Source organism: Candidatus Poriferisodalis sp. (genome assembly GCF_965208895.1).
Taxonomy (GTDB): domain Bacteria; phylum Actinomycetota; class Acidimicrobiia; order Acidimicrobiales; family Poriferisodalaceae; genus Poriferisodalis.
This window is the reverse complement of sequence record NZ_OZ242363.1, coordinates 1,445,569-1,461,806: the sequence shown is the minus strand read 5'-3', so window position 1 is coordinate 1,461,806 and position 16,238 is coordinate 1,445,569. Positions and strand designations below refer to the sequence as shown.

The 16,238-nt window shown below is 67.7% G+C and carries 16 protein-coding genes; 9 read left to right on the top strand and 7 right to left on the bottom strand.

Annotated features, from left to right (window positions below; all coding sequences use genetic code 11):
- Positions 1 to 33: 33 nt before the first annotated feature.
- Positions 34 to 1,140 (top strand): ATP-binding cassette domain-containing protein, encoded by a 1,107-nt coding sequence (locus tag ACOGJB_RS06550; protein ID WP_419840010.1) that lies wholly within the window; start codon positions 34 to 36, stop codon positions 1,138 to 1,140.
- On the top strand, positions 1,137 to 1,976 hold the full coding sequence (locus ACOGJB_RS06545; protein WP_419840009.1) for an ABC transporter permease: 840 nt from the start codon (positions 1,137 to 1,139) through the stop codon (positions 1,974 to 1,976). The genes ACOGJB_RS06550 and ACOGJB_RS06545 overlap by 4 nt, the downstream gene beginning before the upstream one ends.
- Positions 1,977 to 1,988: 12 nt before the next feature.
- Here the strand turns inward: ACOGJB_RS06545 and ACOGJB_RS06540 are convergent, their stop codons facing one another.
- Both ACOGJB_RS06540 and ACOGJB_RS06535 read right to left on the bottom strand, forming a co-directional pair.
- Entirely contained in the window at positions 1,989 to 2,630 is a 642-nt protein-coding gene (locus tag ACOGJB_RS06540) for an MBL fold metallo-hydrolase (protein WP_419840008.1), read from the bottom strand.
- Positions 2,631 to 2,771: 141 nt separating this feature from the next.
- Positions 2,772 to 4,538, bottom strand: coding sequence for a molybdopterin-dependent oxidoreductase (locus ACOGJB_RS06535; protein WP_419840007.1), 1,767 nt, complete (start codon positions 4,536 to 4,538; stop codon positions 2,772 to 2,774).
- Positions 4,539 to 4,756: 218 nt separating this feature from the next.
- Here ACOGJB_RS06535 and ACOGJB_RS06530 point away from each other — a divergent pair, with 218 nt between their 5' ends.
- The 4 genes from ACOGJB_RS06530 (at position 4,757) to ACOGJB_RS06515 (ending at position 7,548) form a co-directional block, all read left to right on the top strand.
- On the top strand, positions 4,757 to 5,869 hold the full coding sequence (locus ACOGJB_RS06530; protein WP_419840006.1) for an acyl-CoA dehydrogenase family protein: 1,113 nt from the start codon (positions 4,757 to 4,759) through the stop codon (positions 5,867 to 5,869).
- A 67-nt stretch (positions 5,870 to 5,936) separates the two neighbouring features.
- Complete coding sequence (locus ACOGJB_RS06525) at positions 5,937 to 6,383, top strand: hypothetical protein (protein WP_419840005.1); 447 nt, start codon at positions 5,937 to 5,939, stop codon at positions 6,381 to 6,383.
- A gap of 2 nt (positions 6,384 to 6,385) precedes the next feature.
- Complete coding sequence (locus ACOGJB_RS06520; RefSeq protein ID WP_419840004.1) at positions 6,386 to 6,607, top strand: hypothetical protein; 222 nt, start codon at positions 6,386 to 6,388, stop codon at positions 6,605 to 6,607.
- 176 nt (positions 6,608 to 6,783) lie between these two features.
- A complete protein-coding gene (locus ACOGJB_RS06515) occupies positions 6,784 to 7,548 on the top strand; it encodes an alpha/beta hydrolase family protein (protein ID WP_419840003.1) in 765 nt (254 codons plus the stop codon).
- A 25-nt stretch (positions 7,549 to 7,573) separates the two neighbouring features.
- Here ACOGJB_RS06515 and ACOGJB_RS06510 read toward each other — a convergent pair whose 3' ends face one another.
- Both ACOGJB_RS06510 and aceE read right to left on the bottom strand, forming a co-directional pair.
- Positions 7,574 to 8,035 (bottom strand): MaoC family dehydratase, encoded by a 462-nt coding sequence (locus ACOGJB_RS06510; RefSeq protein ID WP_419840002.1) that lies wholly within the window; start codon positions 8,033 to 8,035, stop codon positions 7,574 to 7,576.
- 97 nt (positions 8,036 to 8,132) lie between these two features.
- Positions 8,133 to 10,835, bottom strand: coding sequence for a pyruvate dehydrogenase (acetyl-transferring), homodimeric type (aceE, locus tag ACOGJB_RS06505; RefSeq protein WP_419840001.1), 2,703 nt, complete (start codon positions 10,833 to 10,835; stop codon positions 8,133 to 8,135).
- Positions 10,836 to 10,856: 21 nt separating this feature from the next.
- On the opposite strand from aceE, the gene ACOGJB_RS06500 reads away from it, so the two are divergent.
- Complete coding sequence (locus ACOGJB_RS06500) at positions 10,857 to 11,918, top strand: RNase H family protein (RefSeq protein ID WP_419840000.1); 1,062 nt, start codon at positions 10,857 to 10,859, stop codon at positions 11,916 to 11,918.
- Positions 11,919 to 11,983: 65 nt separating this feature from the next.
- Here ACOGJB_RS06500 and ACOGJB_RS06495 read toward each other — a convergent pair whose 3' ends face one another.
- The 3 genes from ACOGJB_RS06495 to ACOGJB_RS06485 all read right to left on the bottom strand — a co-directional run bounded on the left by ACOGJB_RS06495 (position 11,984) and on the right by ACOGJB_RS06485 (position 13,083).
- Complete coding sequence (locus tag ACOGJB_RS06495) at positions 11,984 to 12,445, bottom strand: SRPBCC family protein (protein ID WP_419839999.1); 462 nt, start codon at positions 12,443 to 12,445, stop codon at positions 11,984 to 11,986.
- Positions 12,446 to 12,453: 8 nt separating this feature from the next.
- Positions 12,454 to 12,678: a TlpA family protein disulfide reductase gene (locus ACOGJB_RS06490; RefSeq protein WP_419839998.1), complete on the bottom strand. Its 225-nt coding sequence runs from the start codon at positions 12,676 to 12,678 to the stop codon at positions 12,454 to 12,456.
- A 69-nt stretch (positions 12,679 to 12,747) separates the two neighbouring features.
- Complete coding sequence (locus ACOGJB_RS06485) at positions 12,748 to 13,083, bottom strand: hypothetical protein (protein ID WP_419839997.1); 336 nt, start codon at positions 13,081 to 13,083, stop codon at positions 12,748 to 12,750.
- Between the two features lie 247 nt (positions 13,084 to 13,330).
- Here ACOGJB_RS06485 and lpdA point away from each other — a divergent pair, with 247 nt between their 5' ends.
- Positions 13,331 to 14,794: a dihydrolipoyl dehydrogenase gene (gene lpdA, locus ACOGJB_RS06480; RefSeq protein WP_419839996.1), complete on the top strand. Its 1,464-nt coding sequence runs from the start codon at positions 13,331 to 13,333 to the stop codon at positions 14,792 to 14,794.
- 45 nt (positions 14,795 to 14,839) lie between these two features.
- Entirely contained in the window at positions 14,840 to 16,234 is a 1,395-nt protein-coding gene (locus tag ACOGJB_RS06475; protein ID WP_419839995.1) for a dihydrolipoamide acetyltransferase family protein, read from the top strand.
- The last annotated feature ends 4 nt before the right edge of the window (positions 16,235 to 16,238 follow it).

Sequence of the window (16,238 nt, the reverse complement as noted above, 5' to 3'; positions counted from 1 at the left end):
TGGGCGGGCAAGAGACTCGCTAGCCTGCCGCCCGTGTCCGAGGCGGGGTCAGGCGGGTCTGTGACGGCCATCGAAGCCCACGGGCTGGTGCGCGCCTTCGGTGCCAAGCGTGCGGTCGACGGTGTGGATCTGCTGGTCCGCGAAGGCGAGATCTTCGGGTTCCTCGGTCCGAATGGCGCAGGCAAGAGCACCACGGTGCGGATGTTGTGCACGCTGCTGAGCCCGACCGCCGGCGAGGCCAGGGTCGCCGGTTACGACGTCGCGAAGAACCCCGGTGAGGTGCGCATCCGCATCGGCGTGGCCATGCAGGAGGCAGCGCTCGACGAGAAGCAGACCGGCCGCGAAATCTTGGATCTGCAGGCCCGCCTGTACGGGCTGCGCTCCGCAGACCGGGCAGCGTCCATCGCGCAAGCGATCGATCTGGCTGACATCGGCGACGCCATCGATGCCCGCATCGCCACCTACAGCGGCGGCATGAAGCGGAGGCTGGATCTCGCAGCGTCGCTGATCCATGCGCCCGAGGTGATCTTCCTGGACGAGCCCACCACCGGGCTCGACCCAGTCAGCCGAGCCCAAGTCTGGGACGAGGTGCGGCGGTTGAACAGCGAGCTGGGCGTGACCGTGTTCCTCACCACGCAGTACTTGGAGGAAGCCGATGCGCTCGCCGACCGCGTGGCGATCCTGGCCGATGGCCGGATCGTCGAGCAGGGCACACCGACCGAGCTGAAGCGGGCCGTCGGGTCTGACGTCATCGTGGTGGATCTGGAGCCCCACGACATCAGTCGAGCAGCGGAAGTGGCATCGTCGGTGCCCGGAGCAGATGGCGTGACCGCTGGCCGGCTCGGCGTCACGATCTCAACGTCCGACGGCGCCGGTCTCATCGGAGCGGTCGCCGTCGCGCTCGCGAGCGCCGACGTTCATCCGACAGCGCTGACGGTGCGCACACCGTCGCTCGACGACGTGTTTTTGCAGGCGACCGGCTACCGCATGGCCGCAGCCGAGGAGGCTGCGGCGGAGAGTGCAGTCGCAGCCGAGGAGGCTGCGGCAGAAGACGCTGCCGCCGCGGAGGATGCCGCAGCCGGCGCGAACTCGGCCGACGCGACCGACCGGCAGCAGGCAGCGGCAGGAGGCGGATCGTGACCGACACGACGCTCACTCCTGGCGGCGGTCTCACGAACCGCGTCGGCTTCCTGACCGACATTGCGACCATCGCCCGACGAGCCGTGCGCAGCGTTCTGCGGGAGCCCGAGTTCCTGGGTCCTGCACTCATCATCCCGGTCTTCTTCTTCGTGGTGAACGTCGGAGCGCTTGAACCCTTCGTGGAAGCTGGAGCGGCAGCAGCACCAGGCGGCGGAGCGGCGCCGGGCGGCGTCGTCGACTACCGGGCGTTCCAATTGCCAGTGGCGATCATCTTCGCCGTCACCGGGATCTCGCGCGCCAGCGTCCTGGTGATCGACATTCAGTCCGGTTATCTCGACCGCATGCTGGTGACGCCGATCCGGCGATCCACACTGCTGCTCGGGCTGATGGTGGCCGACATCGTGATGGCGCTCGGGCTGGCGCTGTTCGTGATCGTCATGGGCTTGGCGTTCGGCGTGTGGTTCGAGACCGGCATCCTGGGACTGATCGTGTTCTTGCTGCTGTCCGTCGCGTGGAGCCTTGCGTTTACGGGCTTCCCCTACACCGTCGCGCTTCGGACAGGGAACCCTGCCGCAGTGAACTCGGCGTTCCTGATCTTCTTCCCGTTCGCGTTCTTGACCCCGGCCTTCCTGCCGCGGGAGCTGATGTCTGGCTGGCTGCGCGCTGTCGCGGCGTGGAACCCGGTCACCTACTTGCTCGAGGGCATGCGCACGATCTTGTCGACTGGTTGGGACGGCGTGGCGATCGCCAAGGGTGCAGCGGCAATCCTCGGGCTCGCAGCAGTCACCTTCTTCATGGCGTTCAGATCGCTGGCGCGTCGGGTCGCGACCGGCTGAGCAGGGCCGGGCTTACCAGCCGCGGTCGATCCACTCCTGCAGATGCGGCGACTCGGCACCGATCGTGGTGTCGAGGCCGTGGCCGGGAAGCACCATCGTGTCCCCGGGGAACGCTGAGAACATTCGGTCCTCGATGCTGCGGATGATCTGGTCGAAGTCGCCGCCGAAGCCGGTGGCACCAGGCCCGCCCGGGAACAGCGTGTCGCCAGTGAACAGCAGCGGCGTGCCTTCGACGTGGAAGCTCATCGAGCCCGCGGTGTGGCCGGGGTTATGGATGGTGCGGATCCGCAACCGGCCCACTTCGATGACGGAGTCGTCTTCCAGGATGATGTCGTAGCTGGGCATCATCGACGAGTCCTCCGAGGTGATGCCCACCTCGATGCCTGCATCGCGAATCGCCGGCACGGCCTGGATGTGGTCCCAATGGCCGTGCGTTTCGACCACCTTGGTCACGCCGAGCGTCCGGCACACCTCCAGCAGCCGCTCGTGCTCGTTCGCGGCGTCGATGAGCATCGCTTCGCCGGTCTCGGTGCAGCGGATGGTGAAGACGTTGTTGTCGAAGTCGTCAGGGAAGCCGCTGGGCAGATCGCCCTCGAGTGGGCGCACGACGTGCTTGTGGACCTCGATGCCGGTGGCGGACCAATGCAGAGCCATGGCTGCATCCTAAGGAGCCACGCGGGCAAGTTGTGTGCCCGCAGCAGAGGCGGCAGGGTCCTCTGCTCCAGCAATCCAGCAGGTTGCAACGTCGCAGAGTTCCCTGCCGCCTCCGCTGCTCGTACCGCTGTGCGTTTGCTCTCAGGCGGGGTCCACCCGCACGGCGACTCGGTGCCAGCCTTCGGCGCCGTCGGGACGGACGTCCTTCGGGCCCTCGGGCTGCGTCATGCCGGTGCCGTCGATCGCCCGCACCTGCAGCGAATGGGTGCCCGCAGTGGGCGTCCAAGCCCGGTGCCACTGCACCCAGCTCTCGTCGCCGAGTGCCTCGCCCAGATCGCACTGCTGCCACGGTCCGTCGTCAACGCGCACTTCGACGGCGCTGATGCCACGCGTCGGCGCCCAGGCGATGCCGGCAATGGCCGTTTGCGTGCCTGCGACGGGGCGGTCGCCGCTGCCGGGCACGTCGATGCGGCTCTGCGTCTTCATCGGGCCGCGCTTGGACCATCCCCGCGGTACCCAGTAGCCGTCGAAGGCATCCCATGTGGTGAGGTTGATCTCCTCGATCCACTTCACTGCCGAGACGTAGCCATACAGTCCGGCCACGATCAGGCGTGCGGGAAAGCCGTGCCGAGTGGGCAGCGGCTCGCCGTTCATGCCAACGGCCAGCAGCGCATTGCGGCCGTCGTACAGCAGCGGGGTGGGAAAGCCGGCAGTCCAGTCGTCGACTGAGCGGCCCACGACCTGGTCGGCGCCTTCCTGCACACCGGCCCGTTCCAGCAGGTCCACCAGTGGCACGCCGGTCCAGACGGCATTGCCGACGAGGTTGCCGCCGACCCGATTGGACACGCACGACAGCGTGACGACGTGTTCTTGGAGGTCCATCGCCAGGATCTCGTCGAAGGTCAGCTCGTAGGGATTGTCGACCATGCCGGTGAAGCTGAGCTTCCAATTTGCCGGGTCGACCTGTGGCACCGTCAGCGCCGTGTCGATCCGATAGAAGTCGTTGTTGGGTGTCACGTAGCTCGAGATGCCGCTGACCTCGTCGAGTGTGTCCAGCGCAGCAACCCGGGTGGCCACCGAGGGTCCGGCCGCGGTGGTTGCTGCCGGTTCGGCTGCAGTCGCAGCACCTGTGGTGGCGGTGGTGGCGGGAGGTCTGGCCGAACTCAGGTCGATTCCGGCTCGGGCGGTCTCTGCCGCCGAGGGGCCGCGCACCCCTCGACCTAGCGCAACGAGCCCCACGGCTGCCACGCCGGCGCCGCCCACGCTGAGCAGGAAGGCTCGGCGGCTGGCATCGCCAGCGCGGTCAGGAGCCCCCATCGTCGCAGGTTCGGTTGGCTCGAGATCGCCATCGTCGGGTCGTGCCGGACGATGAGCGGGGGCGAATCGCAACAACAGCCGTAGCGTGAGGTAGCCGAGCGCTGCGGCGGCCACGGCCACCACCCACGAGCCCACGAACGGGCTCATCGGGTTGCGGGCGGCAGTCCAGCCGCCGATCACGCCGAATGCGGCGAATCCCGCAACCGGCACCCAGCGACGCCGCGGTGCCATCGCGCACGCGCCCAGCAGGCCGCCGATGATCAGCGACACGCCCACGATGCCGATGGCCAGCACCGCCTTGTCCTTCTCGCCGAACAGCGCGATGCTCAGCTGCACGGCCCAGTCGGGCGAGTAGTCGACCAGCGCCTCGCCGACGGCGACGACCAGTGACGGGATCGTGTCGACCAGCCCGTCGATGAACTCGCCGAATGCCAGTGCCACGGCTGCGCCTGCGATGCCCGCCAGCAGACCGGCGCTGGCGCCGGGCCGGCTGATCAGCCGGCGCACCGCGCCACGGCCGACCGTGGCGGTCGCAGAAGTGTCCGTGTCTGAGGTGGGGGGATCTGGGGCCTGGCTGGACCCGTCGCTCATGGATGTACCGCCTTGCCGGCTGCCGTGCTGATGCGCGTCGAACTGTTCACGAAAGCTAACGCCCGACTTGCGCCCGGGGTTCCACCCCTGTTCGTTTGCGGCGACGACCCGAGGCTGAGCCGATTGAGCCGTTGGGTGATAGAACTTCGCCTGTCCATTGCGCCGGCCGTGCCGGTGCTCAGGCTGCACTGGCTGCACCAGGCCCCGGAGGCGCGTCCGTGAACTTCGCATTCACCGAGGAGCAGGAAGAGCTCCGCAATTTCGTCCGCTCGTTCCTGGAGGAGAAGTCTCCGGAGACCACCGTGCGGGAGCTGATGGAGACCGATGACGGCTACGACCCCGCTGTGTGGTCCCAGATGGCTGAGCAGCTCGGCCTGCAGGCGCTGATCATCCCCGAAGAGTACGGCGGGCAGGGTGCCAGCTACGTGGAGCTCGGCATCGTGCTCGAGGAGATGGGCCGCAGCCTGCTGTGCTCGCCCTACTTCTCCACGGTCGTGCTGGCCGGCAACGCCATCTTGCACTCGGGCAACGAGAAGGCCAAGGAGGAGCTGCTCGAGGGCATCGCCTCCGGCGAGATCATCGCCACCTTGGCGCTGGCCGAGGCCGGCGGCACTTGGGATGCCGATGGCGTCGAGGTGGAAGCCACCGACACTGGCGATTCGGCGACCATTTCCGGCGAGAAGATGTTCGTGACCGACGGCGGCACAGCGAACCTGTTCGTGGTGGCGGCCCGGTGCAATGGCGGCATTCACCTGTTCACGGTCGAGGGTGACGCGGCCGGGCTCAGCCGGGAGAACCTCGCCACGATGGATCAGACCCGCAAACAGGCTCGCATCACGTTCGACAACACGCCTGCGAAGCACCTGTGCGACACCGACAACTTCGCCTACGTCGACCGGGTGCTCGACCTCGCTGCGGTGGCTCTGGCCAGCGAGCAGGTCGGCGGAGCGCAGTTCGTGCTCGACATGGCCGTGCAGTACGCGAAGGACCGTGTGCAGTTCGGCCGCCCGATCGGCTCGTTCCAGGCCATCAAGCACAAGTGCGCCGACATGCTGCTCGAGGTCGAGTCGGCGAAGTCGGCCGCCTACTACGCGGCTTGGTGCGCAGCAGAGATGAATGACGAGCTGCCGTCGGTGGCGTCGCTGGCCAAGGCCTACTGCTCTGAGGCGTACTTCCACTGCGCTGCGGAGAACATCCAGATCCACGGCGGCATCGGCTTCACCTGGGAGCACCCCGCGCACCTGTACTTCAAGCGCGCGAAGAGCTCCGAGCTGATATTCGGCGATCCTGCGTACCACCGGGAGCAGCTGGCGCAGCGCATCGGCCTGTAAGCCCGGCAACCCACAACTCAACGCGGCAGGTGAGCCGCATGGCACCTGTACAGCCGAGGAGGCAACGGTGATCATCGCGGTCATCGTCATCTCGCTCATGATCGGTTTCGTCGTTGCCGCCGGCGTGGTGGGCGTGCAGGCCCAGCGGCTGGGCCGCCAGCGACGAGAGCCGGTGTGGCGCCTTGCCGAAGCGGCGGAATTCGTCGGTCAGCTGGTGCCGTTCGATATCGCCGCGGGGCTGAGAGCTGACGAGCTCGAGGCGCTGCTCCGGGCGCATCTCAACCAGCTGCAGTTCGGGTCTGATGCGGCGCCCGACGACGCTGAGGAGGCCGGCGACGACTCGGGCCCAACGGTCACCGAGGACCGCTCCTCTGGCGCCGATCTGTACCGCGATGTCCGTCGAGCGGGAGTCGAAGTGACGCTCGAGCAGGTCCAAGCCGTCGTGGACGCGCATCTGGAATACTTGCGCCGGATCGGCGCGCTCGCTGCGGTGGATCCCGGCGGCAGAATGTGACCATGGACATCCCCAGGGAGCTTGCCGGCTGCCGGTTCGTCGGCGACAAGCGCAGCCAGATCGTCTACGACATGGAGCTGGAATCCGACGATCGCGCTGTCAGCGAGCAGCTCGCCGCGGCTGTAGCTGACATCGTGACGGCGCAGTCGTATGCCACCTTCGGCCCCGACGAGCTTCCCGAAGCGCGCAACCGCGGCTATCGCCTGTCGCGGCTCTGCCGTTAGAGACTGCTGATGGCGTCGGCAGCCTGGGAGCGCGGCGCGAGCAGCCTGCCCGCTGCCATCCCGGTTGCTTCCCGCTCTTGTTCGCTGCGCTCACGGGTCGCCCGGGCCACGGCTTCGCCTGACGACTCAGCCTCTCGGGCGCTGCGCCAGCACCGTCGGCGACTCCGAGCCGAGCTGTGAGCACCACCGTCACCGAGGTCACTATCGAGGGCAGCCCGAATCTTGCGGCCCTGATGGTCCGGCCGTCTCGTTCGACGGGAAGTGGGCCGGCGGTGGTCCTGTGCCACGGGTTTCCCTCCAAGCAGCGACCTGGCATTCCGAATCGCACGTACCAGCAGTTCGCAGAGCGCATTGCCGAAGCGCAAGGCTGGACCGTGCTCGCCGTCAGCATGCGGGGCTGCGGGGAATCCGACGGCGATTTCTCCCTGCTCGGCTGGATCGACGACGTCGGGCGCTCCATCGAGCATGTCCTGCACGACGGCTGCCGGGGCGTCTGGCTGGTGGGTTCCACGACGGGCGGCTCGGTGGCCATGCTGGCTGCCGCCCGCGATGCCCGGGTGCGCGGCGTCGCCGCAATGGCACCCCGGGCCGACTTCGACGACTGGGCCAGCGATCCCAAGGCGTTCGTGCAGCACTGTCGAAATGTGGGCGTCATCAGGTCCGAAGACTTTCCGCGCTCGGCGAGCGCGTGGAACCGCGAGCTGAAGCAGAACCGGGCGGTCGACGCCGTGAAACGACTCACTGACCGGCCGCTGCTGATCCTGCACGGCATCAACGACCGCCAGGTGCCCTATGAGGAGGCCCGCCACCTGGCGGAGCGTCATCCCAGTGCGGAGCTTCGCCTCATTGCGGGCGCCGATCATCGCATCCGTCACGACCCCCGCGCCGTCGCCATCCTGCTGGGCTGGCTCGAGCACCAGGCCGCTGCCCAGTACGCCTAAAGCGTCGCGCCCCGCTGCGAGGGTTTCACGCGCGGCGGGCGATCATCATGTTGGCGACCGAACGCACCACCGTGGTGCCGTGCTGGTTGACCAATTCGTGGGCCATCTTGATGATGCCCCGGTCGGGCTTGGATCGGCTCAGGCGAACCTCCAGCACTTCGACCACCAGCGTCACGCGATCGCCTGGGTGCACCGGCGCCAGCCAGCGCAGCTCGTCGAGACCCGGTGACCCCATGCTGGAGGGCCCCAGCAGGTATTCGCCCAGCATTCGCATCATGATCGAGCCGGTGTGCCAGCCCGAGGCGATCAGCCGGCCATAGACGGTATTGCGAGCGGCCTCAGGATCGATATGGAACGGCTGCGGATCGAACTTGCGCCCGAAGTCGATGATCTCGGCCTCATCGATCGTCGTCGAGCCGAAGGTGAACCGCTCGCCGGTCTTGTAGTCGTCGAACCATCGCTGCGGGCACGGGATCTCGCTGGGCATCGTGACAGTGTGCTCTGTGCGGCCCGCGGTAACGCCTCAGCCTCCGAGTTCGTCCGGTTGTGTCCCGGCCCCGGCCGGGACAGATCGCACAGCCCGATCAGTGCGTTGCCGACGACCACGGGTCGGCGCTGTCGGTGGCCAAGCCGTAGCGCTTGATGGCCTCTGCGGCGACCTTGGAATCGATCTCGCCGAGCTCTGCGAGTCGCCACAGCACCGCCACGGTGATGTGCTCAGCGGTCACCTCGAAGTGCTCGCGCAGGCGGCTGCGGGTATCGCTGCGACCGAATCCGTCAGTGCCCAGCGAGGTGTAGTCGCGGCCGATCCAGCGCGACACCTGGTCGGGCACTGCCCGCATGAAGTCGGTCACCGCAATCACGGGACCCCAGCCGTCGGCCAGTTGCCGGGTCACGAAGGGCACGCGCGGCGCCTCGTCGGGATGCAGCGTGTTCCAGCGCTCGCACGACAAAGCTTCCTCGCGCAGCGCCTTGTAAGACGTCGCGCTCCACAGGTCGACCGCCACGTCGTGCTCGCTGGCCAGCAGCTCGGCAGCCTCACGTGCGGCGCCCTGAGCCGCGCCCGAGAACATGATCGTGCCCCAGTGCGCGCGTCCGGGCGGCGCCGGGGCGAACTGGTACATGCCGGCCAGAAGGTGCTCGACGTTCAGATCGTCCGGCTCCGGCGGCTGGACGTAGTTCTCGTTGTAGATGGTCAGGTAGTAGAAGATGTCCTCGCCCACGCCGTACATGCGCCGGATGCCGTCGCGCACGATGGCCGCCAGCTCATAGGCGAACGCGGGGTCGTAGGCCTGGCACGGCGGCACGACCGAGGCCAGCAGCGGCGAGTGGCCGTCCTGGTGCTGGAGGCCCTCGCCCATGAGGGTGGTGCGGCCCGCAGTCGCCCCCATCAGGAAGCCGCGCCCGCGCATGTCGGCCAGCGCCCAGATCATGTCGCCGACCCGCTGGAATCCGAACATCGAATAGAAGGTGTAGAAGGGCACCATCGCGACGCCGCGGGTGGCATACGAGGTGGCGGCGGCGGTGAAGCTGGCCAACGCTCCCGCCTCGGTGATGCCCTCTTCGAGAATCTGGCCGTCGATGTGCTCGGTGTAGGACAGCAGCAGGTCGTGGTCGACGGGCTCGTACAGCTGCCCCTGGCTGGCGTAAATGCCGAGCTCGCGGAACAGCGAGTCCATGCCGAACGTGCGGGCCTCGTCGGGGATGATGGGCACCACGCGGTCGCCGAAGCCCGGCTCGCGGGTCATGGCGCGCAGCATCCGGGTGAATGCCATCGTGGTCGACACCGCCATCTCGCCCGAGCCCGCAGCGAACTCCGAGAACGGCTTCGAACTGGGCATCGGCAGAGCCTTGCGGCACCAGTTGCCGACGCGCTTGGGCAATGGGCCGTTGAGCGCCTTGCGGCGGGCCATCAGGTATTCGTGCTCCGCGCTGCCGGGAGCAGGCCGGCAGTAGGGCGGATCGTCGGGATCGAATTCTGCGTCGATCTCGTTGTGGAGCCGCAGCCGCTCCCGGATCGTCATGAGCTGGGTGCGGGTCAGCTTCTTGATCTGGTGAGTGGCGTTGCGCGCTTCGAGGTCGGGCCCGAGCGACCAGCCCTTGACCGTCTTGGTCAAGATGACGGTCGGGCTGCCCTCGTGCTCGACGGCCGCCTGGTAGGCCGCATACAGCTTCTTGTAGTCGTGGCCGCCGCGGGGCAGCGTCTGGAGCTCTTCGTCGGAGAGATGCTGCACCATCTCGCGAAGGCGAGGATCGGGCCCGAAGAACCGCTCGCGGATGTAGGCCCCGCTCTCCACCGAGTAGCGCTGGTACTCGCCGTCGATGGTCTCGTTCATCTTGTTGAGCAGCACGCCGTCGCGATCTCGGGCCAGCAGCTCGTCCCAGCGGCCGCCCCAGATCACCTTGATGACGTTCCAGCCCGAGCCTCGGAAGTTGGCCTCGAGCTCCTGGATGATCTTCCCGTTGCCGCGTACCGGGCCGTCGAGCCGCTGCAGGTTGCAGTTCACGACGAAGATGAGGTTGTCGAGGCGCTCTCGGGCGGCGAGGTGCAACGCGCCAAGCGTCTCGGGCTCGTCGGTCTCGCCGTCGCCCACGAAGCACCACACCTTCGACTCAGCGGTGTTGTCGATGCGGCGGTTGTGGAGGTAGCGGTTGAAGCGGGCGTGATAGATCGCCGTGATCGGCCCGAGGCCCATTGAGACCGTCGGGTATTCCCAGAAGTCGGGCATGAGGCGCGGATGGGGATACGACGACAGCCCGGTGCGGCCGATCTCGCGCCGGAAGTGTTCGAGGTCAGCGTCGTCGAGGCGACCTTCGAGGTAGGCCCGGGCGTAGATGCCGGGCGCGGCGTGGCCCTGGATGTAGATGTGGTCGCCGGGCTCGCCGTCGTCCTTGCCGTGCCAGAAGTGGTTGAAACCCACGTCGTAGAGCGCGGCCGAGCTGGCGAACGTAGACAGGTGGCCGCCGATGCCGTCTGCCCAGGAGTTGGCGTGGGTCACCATCGCGACCGCGTTCCAGCGGATGAAGGCGCGCAGGCGCTTCTCAATGTCGTCGTCGCCGGGAAACCACGGTTCGTCCTCGGGGGCGATCGTGTTGATGTACGGCGTTGACACCGTGGCGGGGAAGTCGACCTGCATCTCGCGGGCCTTCGACATCAGCCGCCGGATCAGGAAACGGGCGCGGTTCTTGCCCCGTTCCTCGACGACGGCGGCGAAGGACTGCAGCCAGTCGTCGGTCTCGTCGGGATCGATATCGGGGATTTGCTCATGCAACCCGTCAAAGAGCATGGGTTCTAGTGTCGCACTTGGATGAGCCAGAATTTGAACGCGGCAGCGCGAGACGTATTCACCGACGGGTCGTGCCTGGGCAATCCGGGCCCGGGCGGCTGGGCTTACGTGGTGGATGGCGGGCCTTGGGCATGCGGCTTCGAGCCCAAGACCACCAACCAGCGGATGGAGGTCGCCGCCGCCGCGCAAGCCGTCGAGGACCTCGACGGGCCGCTACGGATCGTCAGTGACTCCACCTATGTGGTGAAGTGCTTCAACGACGAATGGTGGAAGGGCTGGCATCGGCGCAACTGGCTGAACACCGCGAAGAAGCCGGTGGCCAATCGGGACCTGTGGGAGCCGTTCATCGAGGCCGTGCTGGCGCGAGGTGACGTGACATTCGAGTGGGTGAAGGGCCATGCAGGCCAGCGGCTGAATACCGCCGCGGACGCTTTGGCGGTTCATGCAGCGGGCAGCGGTGCCGGCCAGAGCGGCAATCGATTCGATGACGACGTGCTCGAGCGGCTCGCCGACCCGCGGTCGGGGCCGCACCGTGCACCCAAGGGCACCGTCAGCACCGATGAGCCGACATCGGGAAACCGGGAGATTGCGGGTTACGCAGTGGCCGTGCTCGGACACCGGCCGCCCGAGCTCGGCGGGTACAGCGAGAACCCCGTCTCACGCAAGGTGCTCCGGAAGCTGAGCGATGTTCTTGCCGCCAAGCGCGAGATGCATCCCGATCTCGTCGTGGCAACGGGCCTCGGGCTCGGGGCGGAAACCTTGGGTGCTGAGGCTGCGCTCACAGCCGGTGTCCCCTTTTCCGTGGTGCTCGCATTCGAGGGCGTTGAGCGGCGGTGGCCGGGGCCGTCGCGCCAGCGGTTCGCCGAGCTACGCCAGCAGGCCATTCAGGAATTCGTGCTCGGAAACCGGGTGCCGGTCGATTCCGAGACGTTCGGAAAGGCGATGCGCCGCCGGGACACGTGGTTCATGCACAACTGCGATGAAGCGGTGCTGGTGCGCCGAAGCGACGACCGCACACTGGGCGATCTGCAGCGGCGCTTGGAAGAAGCGCTCGACGACGTGTGGGTGATCGAACCCGACTGAGGCGCCTCAGCCAGCCGGTTCAATCGCGCGACTCGGCTGCTGAGCCGAGCCGGTCGCCGAGCTGGTCAGGATTGATCGCCGGCGGGGGCCTCGACGAGTGCAGCGAGTCGTTCGAGCGTTTTTTCCATTGACGGCACGTTCTTGCGGTGGGCTCTGATGAGCTCAATGCTGCGCGGCAGCTTCGCAGTGGACCAATCGAAGGTCTCACGCACGAGCGTTCCGCCGTCGGGTTGAGGTTCGAGCCGGTAGCTCCAGCGTTGGCCTTGCCAGTGCGCCCAAGTGATCAGGCGGTTCTCCTTGAATTCCAGGACCCGGTTCTTCACGGTGTAGGAGACGCCGGCCTTGATGCGCATCGAGAACGTGCTGCCGAGCGTCAGCGGGGCAGTGCTCGTGGTCAGGCGCGACAGCGTTCCCGAGCCGTCGATCTCGCAGTGCCGGCTGGGATCAGCCAGGACCGCAAAGATGCGCTCAGCGGGCGCCCCGATCAGGCGTTCAACGCTGACGCTGCGCTGTTTCGACGTGGCCACGATTGCCCTCAGGCGGGCGACAGAGCGTCCTGAACGATGTCAGGCGGTGGGGCACCGCCGCCGCGTTCGACGGAGCCGTCAGCTCGTATCAGGACCCACCGAGGCTGGTAGCTCACTCCCAGCTTGCCCCAGAGGTCACCGTCCTCGTTGGCGACTTGCGGAATGTCGCCCAGCTGGTGCTTGGACACGAAGTTCCGGTAGGAATCCTGGGAGTCTCCGCCTGGGACGCCCACCAAGACGAGGCTGTCCCCGTGCTCTGCCTTCAGCGCTGCGACCGCAGGCGCTTCACGGTTGCACGCCGGTCACCATGGCGCCCAGAACCACAGCAGCACGTCGTTGCCGGCCGTCGCAGCCAGATCGAACTGCTGACCGTCGAGCAGTTCGCCGTCGAGCAGCAAGATCTCTGCTCGGGTCTCGGAGGCGGCGGCGGCAGTCGTCCCGCTTGCAGCGGCCGAGGTGGCAGCCGGAGCTGCAGCGCTTGTGGGCGCCAGGGCGTCGGTTGGCGTGGCGGCTCTGGGCTCGGTCGCGCTCGGCTGGCGCGACGAATCAGCGTCGTCGCTCCCGCAGCCGGCCAGAACGCCGGCGGCGATCAGTCCGGCGACCAAGACCGAGGCGGCTCGGGACATCAGGCGCGTCATCCCGCCGAGCCTAACGCTGGCCCGCCAGACGGTTATGCGGGTTGCCGCGGGTTACATTCGACCCGGTGAGCACCCGGACGCTGATCGCTTTGGCTTTCGCCACCGGAGTGTTGATCTTGGTGGCGTTCGCGGTCCGGGTGCTGCTGTGGCTGTGATGCGCTGACCCGCGGGTGACGGGCTTTGAATGCCCCGACTGCGGGCGCCGCGGTGCCAGGGAGCGCGCCCTGAGGCGTACCCTCGTCGCGCGATGGAAGATGAAGCGAATTCAGGCGAAGCGAGCGGCCCGGTTCGTTACGACCTCGTTGTGATCGGCGGCGGGCCGGCGGGCTACGGCGCGGCCCTGTACGCCGGTGCCGCGGGAATGAAGGTTGCGCTGGTCGAGCGGGACAAGGTGGGAGGCACATGCCTGCACCGGGGTTGCATTCCCGCCAAGGAGCTGCTCGAGACCGCAGCGGTGTGGCGCACGGTGGGCGAGGCAGCCGAATTCGGCGTCAACGTCGAGCCGCCCGAGCTGGACTTCGGTGTCTCCCAAGTCCGCAAGCAGCGCATCGTGGACGGTCTGGAGACCGGGGTGAAGGGGCTGCTGCGACGTCGCAAGGTGACCGTGTATGAGGGGACGGGCTGGCTGTGCGCCGACCGTTGCGTCGAGGTTGACGCAGGCGAGTCCGGCATGCTGACGCTGCAGGGAGATCACGTTCTGCTCGCAGCAGGCTCGGTTCCGATCACGCTCGGTGGATTCGACCGCGACGGGGCGCTGATCATGACCTCCGATGAGGTCCTGGCGCTGGACGAGGTGCCCCCTCGCGTTGCCGTGATCGGCGGGGGCGCCATCGGCTGCGAATTCGCCTCGATGCTGTCCGATCTGGGCGCCGAGGTCACCGTGCTCGAGTACGCGCCCCAGATCATCCCGGGCGTCGACGCCGACATTGCCAAAGCGCTGTCTCGGGCATTCTCCAAGCGCGGCATCACCGTGCTGACCGGCTGTCAGGTCACTGGCCACACCCCGGCCTCGGGCGGCGGAACGACGGTGCAGTACACGACGACTGCCCGGTCCGGTGGCGACAGCGAGGAAGCTTCGCTGGAGATCGACGCTGTGGTCGTGTCGGTGGGACGCCGGCCGTACCCCGACCATCTCGGCCTCGACGGCACCGAAGTCAAGCTCGACGAACGCGGCTTCGTCGTGGCCGACGAGAAGTGCCGGACCACCATGGCCGGCGTGTATGCCGTGGGCGACCTCATCAACACCCCCCAGCTGGCCCATGTGGGGTTCGCCGAGGCCATCGTGGCGGTGAAGGACATGCTCGGTGAGGAACCGGCCCCGGTCGACTACGGCAACGTGCCCTGGGCGATCTACTGCCATCCCGAGGTGGCGTTCGCGGGGCTCACCGAGTCGGCGGCTCGTGAGGCCGGGTTCGATGTGGCGACGTCCAAGCATCGCTTCACCGGCAACTCTCGGGCCATGATCGTCAACGACACCGAGGGTCTCGTCAAGATCGTGGCCGAGCGTGACCCCGACGGCGCCGCTGGGCGCGTGCTCGGCGTTCACATGATGGGTCCCTGGGTCACCGAGCAGTTGGGTCAGGGATACCTGGCGGTCAACTGGGAGGCCACGGTTTCGGAGGTGGCGGCGTTGGTGCAGCCGCATCCCACCCTGTCGGAGTTGTTCGGCGAGACGATGCTGTCGCTCACCGGACGAGGTCTGCACGGATGATCCCGGCACCGGCTGCCAAATACCGGAATGAGAGGCTGAGCCGACATGGCTGATCTGGTGCTGCCGCAGCTGGGCGAGACGGTCACCGAGGGGACCATCACCCGCTGGTTCAAGAACCCGGGCGACTCGATCACGGTGGGCGAGACGCTCTACGAGGTGTCCACCGACAAGGTGGACAGCGAGGTTCCCTCGCCGATGGAGGGCGTCATCAGCGAGATTCGCATCCCCGAAGGCGAGACCGTGGACGTCGGAACGGTGCTCGCGATCGTCGAACTGGCCGAAGGTGCCGTCGAGCCGCCGCCTGACGCTGCCGTCGGGGTGCCCAGCGCTGCGCCCCCAGAACCCGCCGCCGCGCCGGCGCCGACCGATGCGCCCGCGGCGCCCGCTGTAGCACCCGCCGGTGCGCCTGCCGCCGCTGCGCCGGCAAATGGCTCGGCGAACGGGCCCGCGACCGACCACGGCAGCCACTTGCTCTCGCCCGTCGTCCGGCGCCTGGTTCGAGAGCACGGCCTGGACCCCGCCGCGCTTGTGGGAACCGGGGTCGGCGGCCGGATCACGCGATCCGATGTGCTCAACGCCATCGACGAGCAGCAACGCGCTGTCGCTGCGAGCGAAGCTCCGGCAGCGTCGGCGGCGAGACCGGCGACAGGCGAACGTCCGTTGGCACCGAACGCGCCGTCGGTGCCGGCGCCGGTCGCCGCCGCGGCCGCTGCTGATTGGACCGACGGCGACTCGCGCTTCGAATCGTTCAACAACATCCGCCGCCGCACGGGCGAGCACATGGTGAACTCTGTGGCCACCTCGCCGCACGCTCTCACCGTCGTCGAGGTCGACTACGAGAATGTTGAGCAAGTGCGCAGAGCGCACCGCGAGGCCTGGCGGGCCTCGGAGGGCTTCAGCCTCACCTACCTGCCGTTCATCGTCGTCGCGGTAGCGGACGCTTTGGCGAATTGGCCGCGGCTGAACGCATCGGTGGAAGAGGGCGGCCTTCGCCTCTGGCGCAGCCGCAACATCGGCGTCGCCGTCGACCTCGACTACGACGGGCTGATCGTGCCGGTGCTGCGCGATGCCGACTCGTTCAGCTTGCGCGGGGTCGCCCGCACGATGAACGAGCTCGCCGCCCGTGCCCGGGAGCGACGCCTGACGCCCGACGACATCACCGGCGGCACCTTCACCATCTCCAACAACGGCTCCTTTGGCACCTACACGACGGCGGCCATCATCAACCAGCCCCAGGTGGCCGTGCTCTCGACCGACGGCGTCGCCAGACGGCCTGTCGTCGTCACGGACCGGTTCGGCAACGAGAGCATCGTCGTGCACTCGGTCGGTCACCTGGCGATGGGCTGGGATCATCGTGCGTTCGACGGCAGCTACGCCGCAGGCTTCCTGGGGCACATTCGCCAGATGCTCGAGCAGCACGACTGGGGAGCGGAGTTCTAACCGG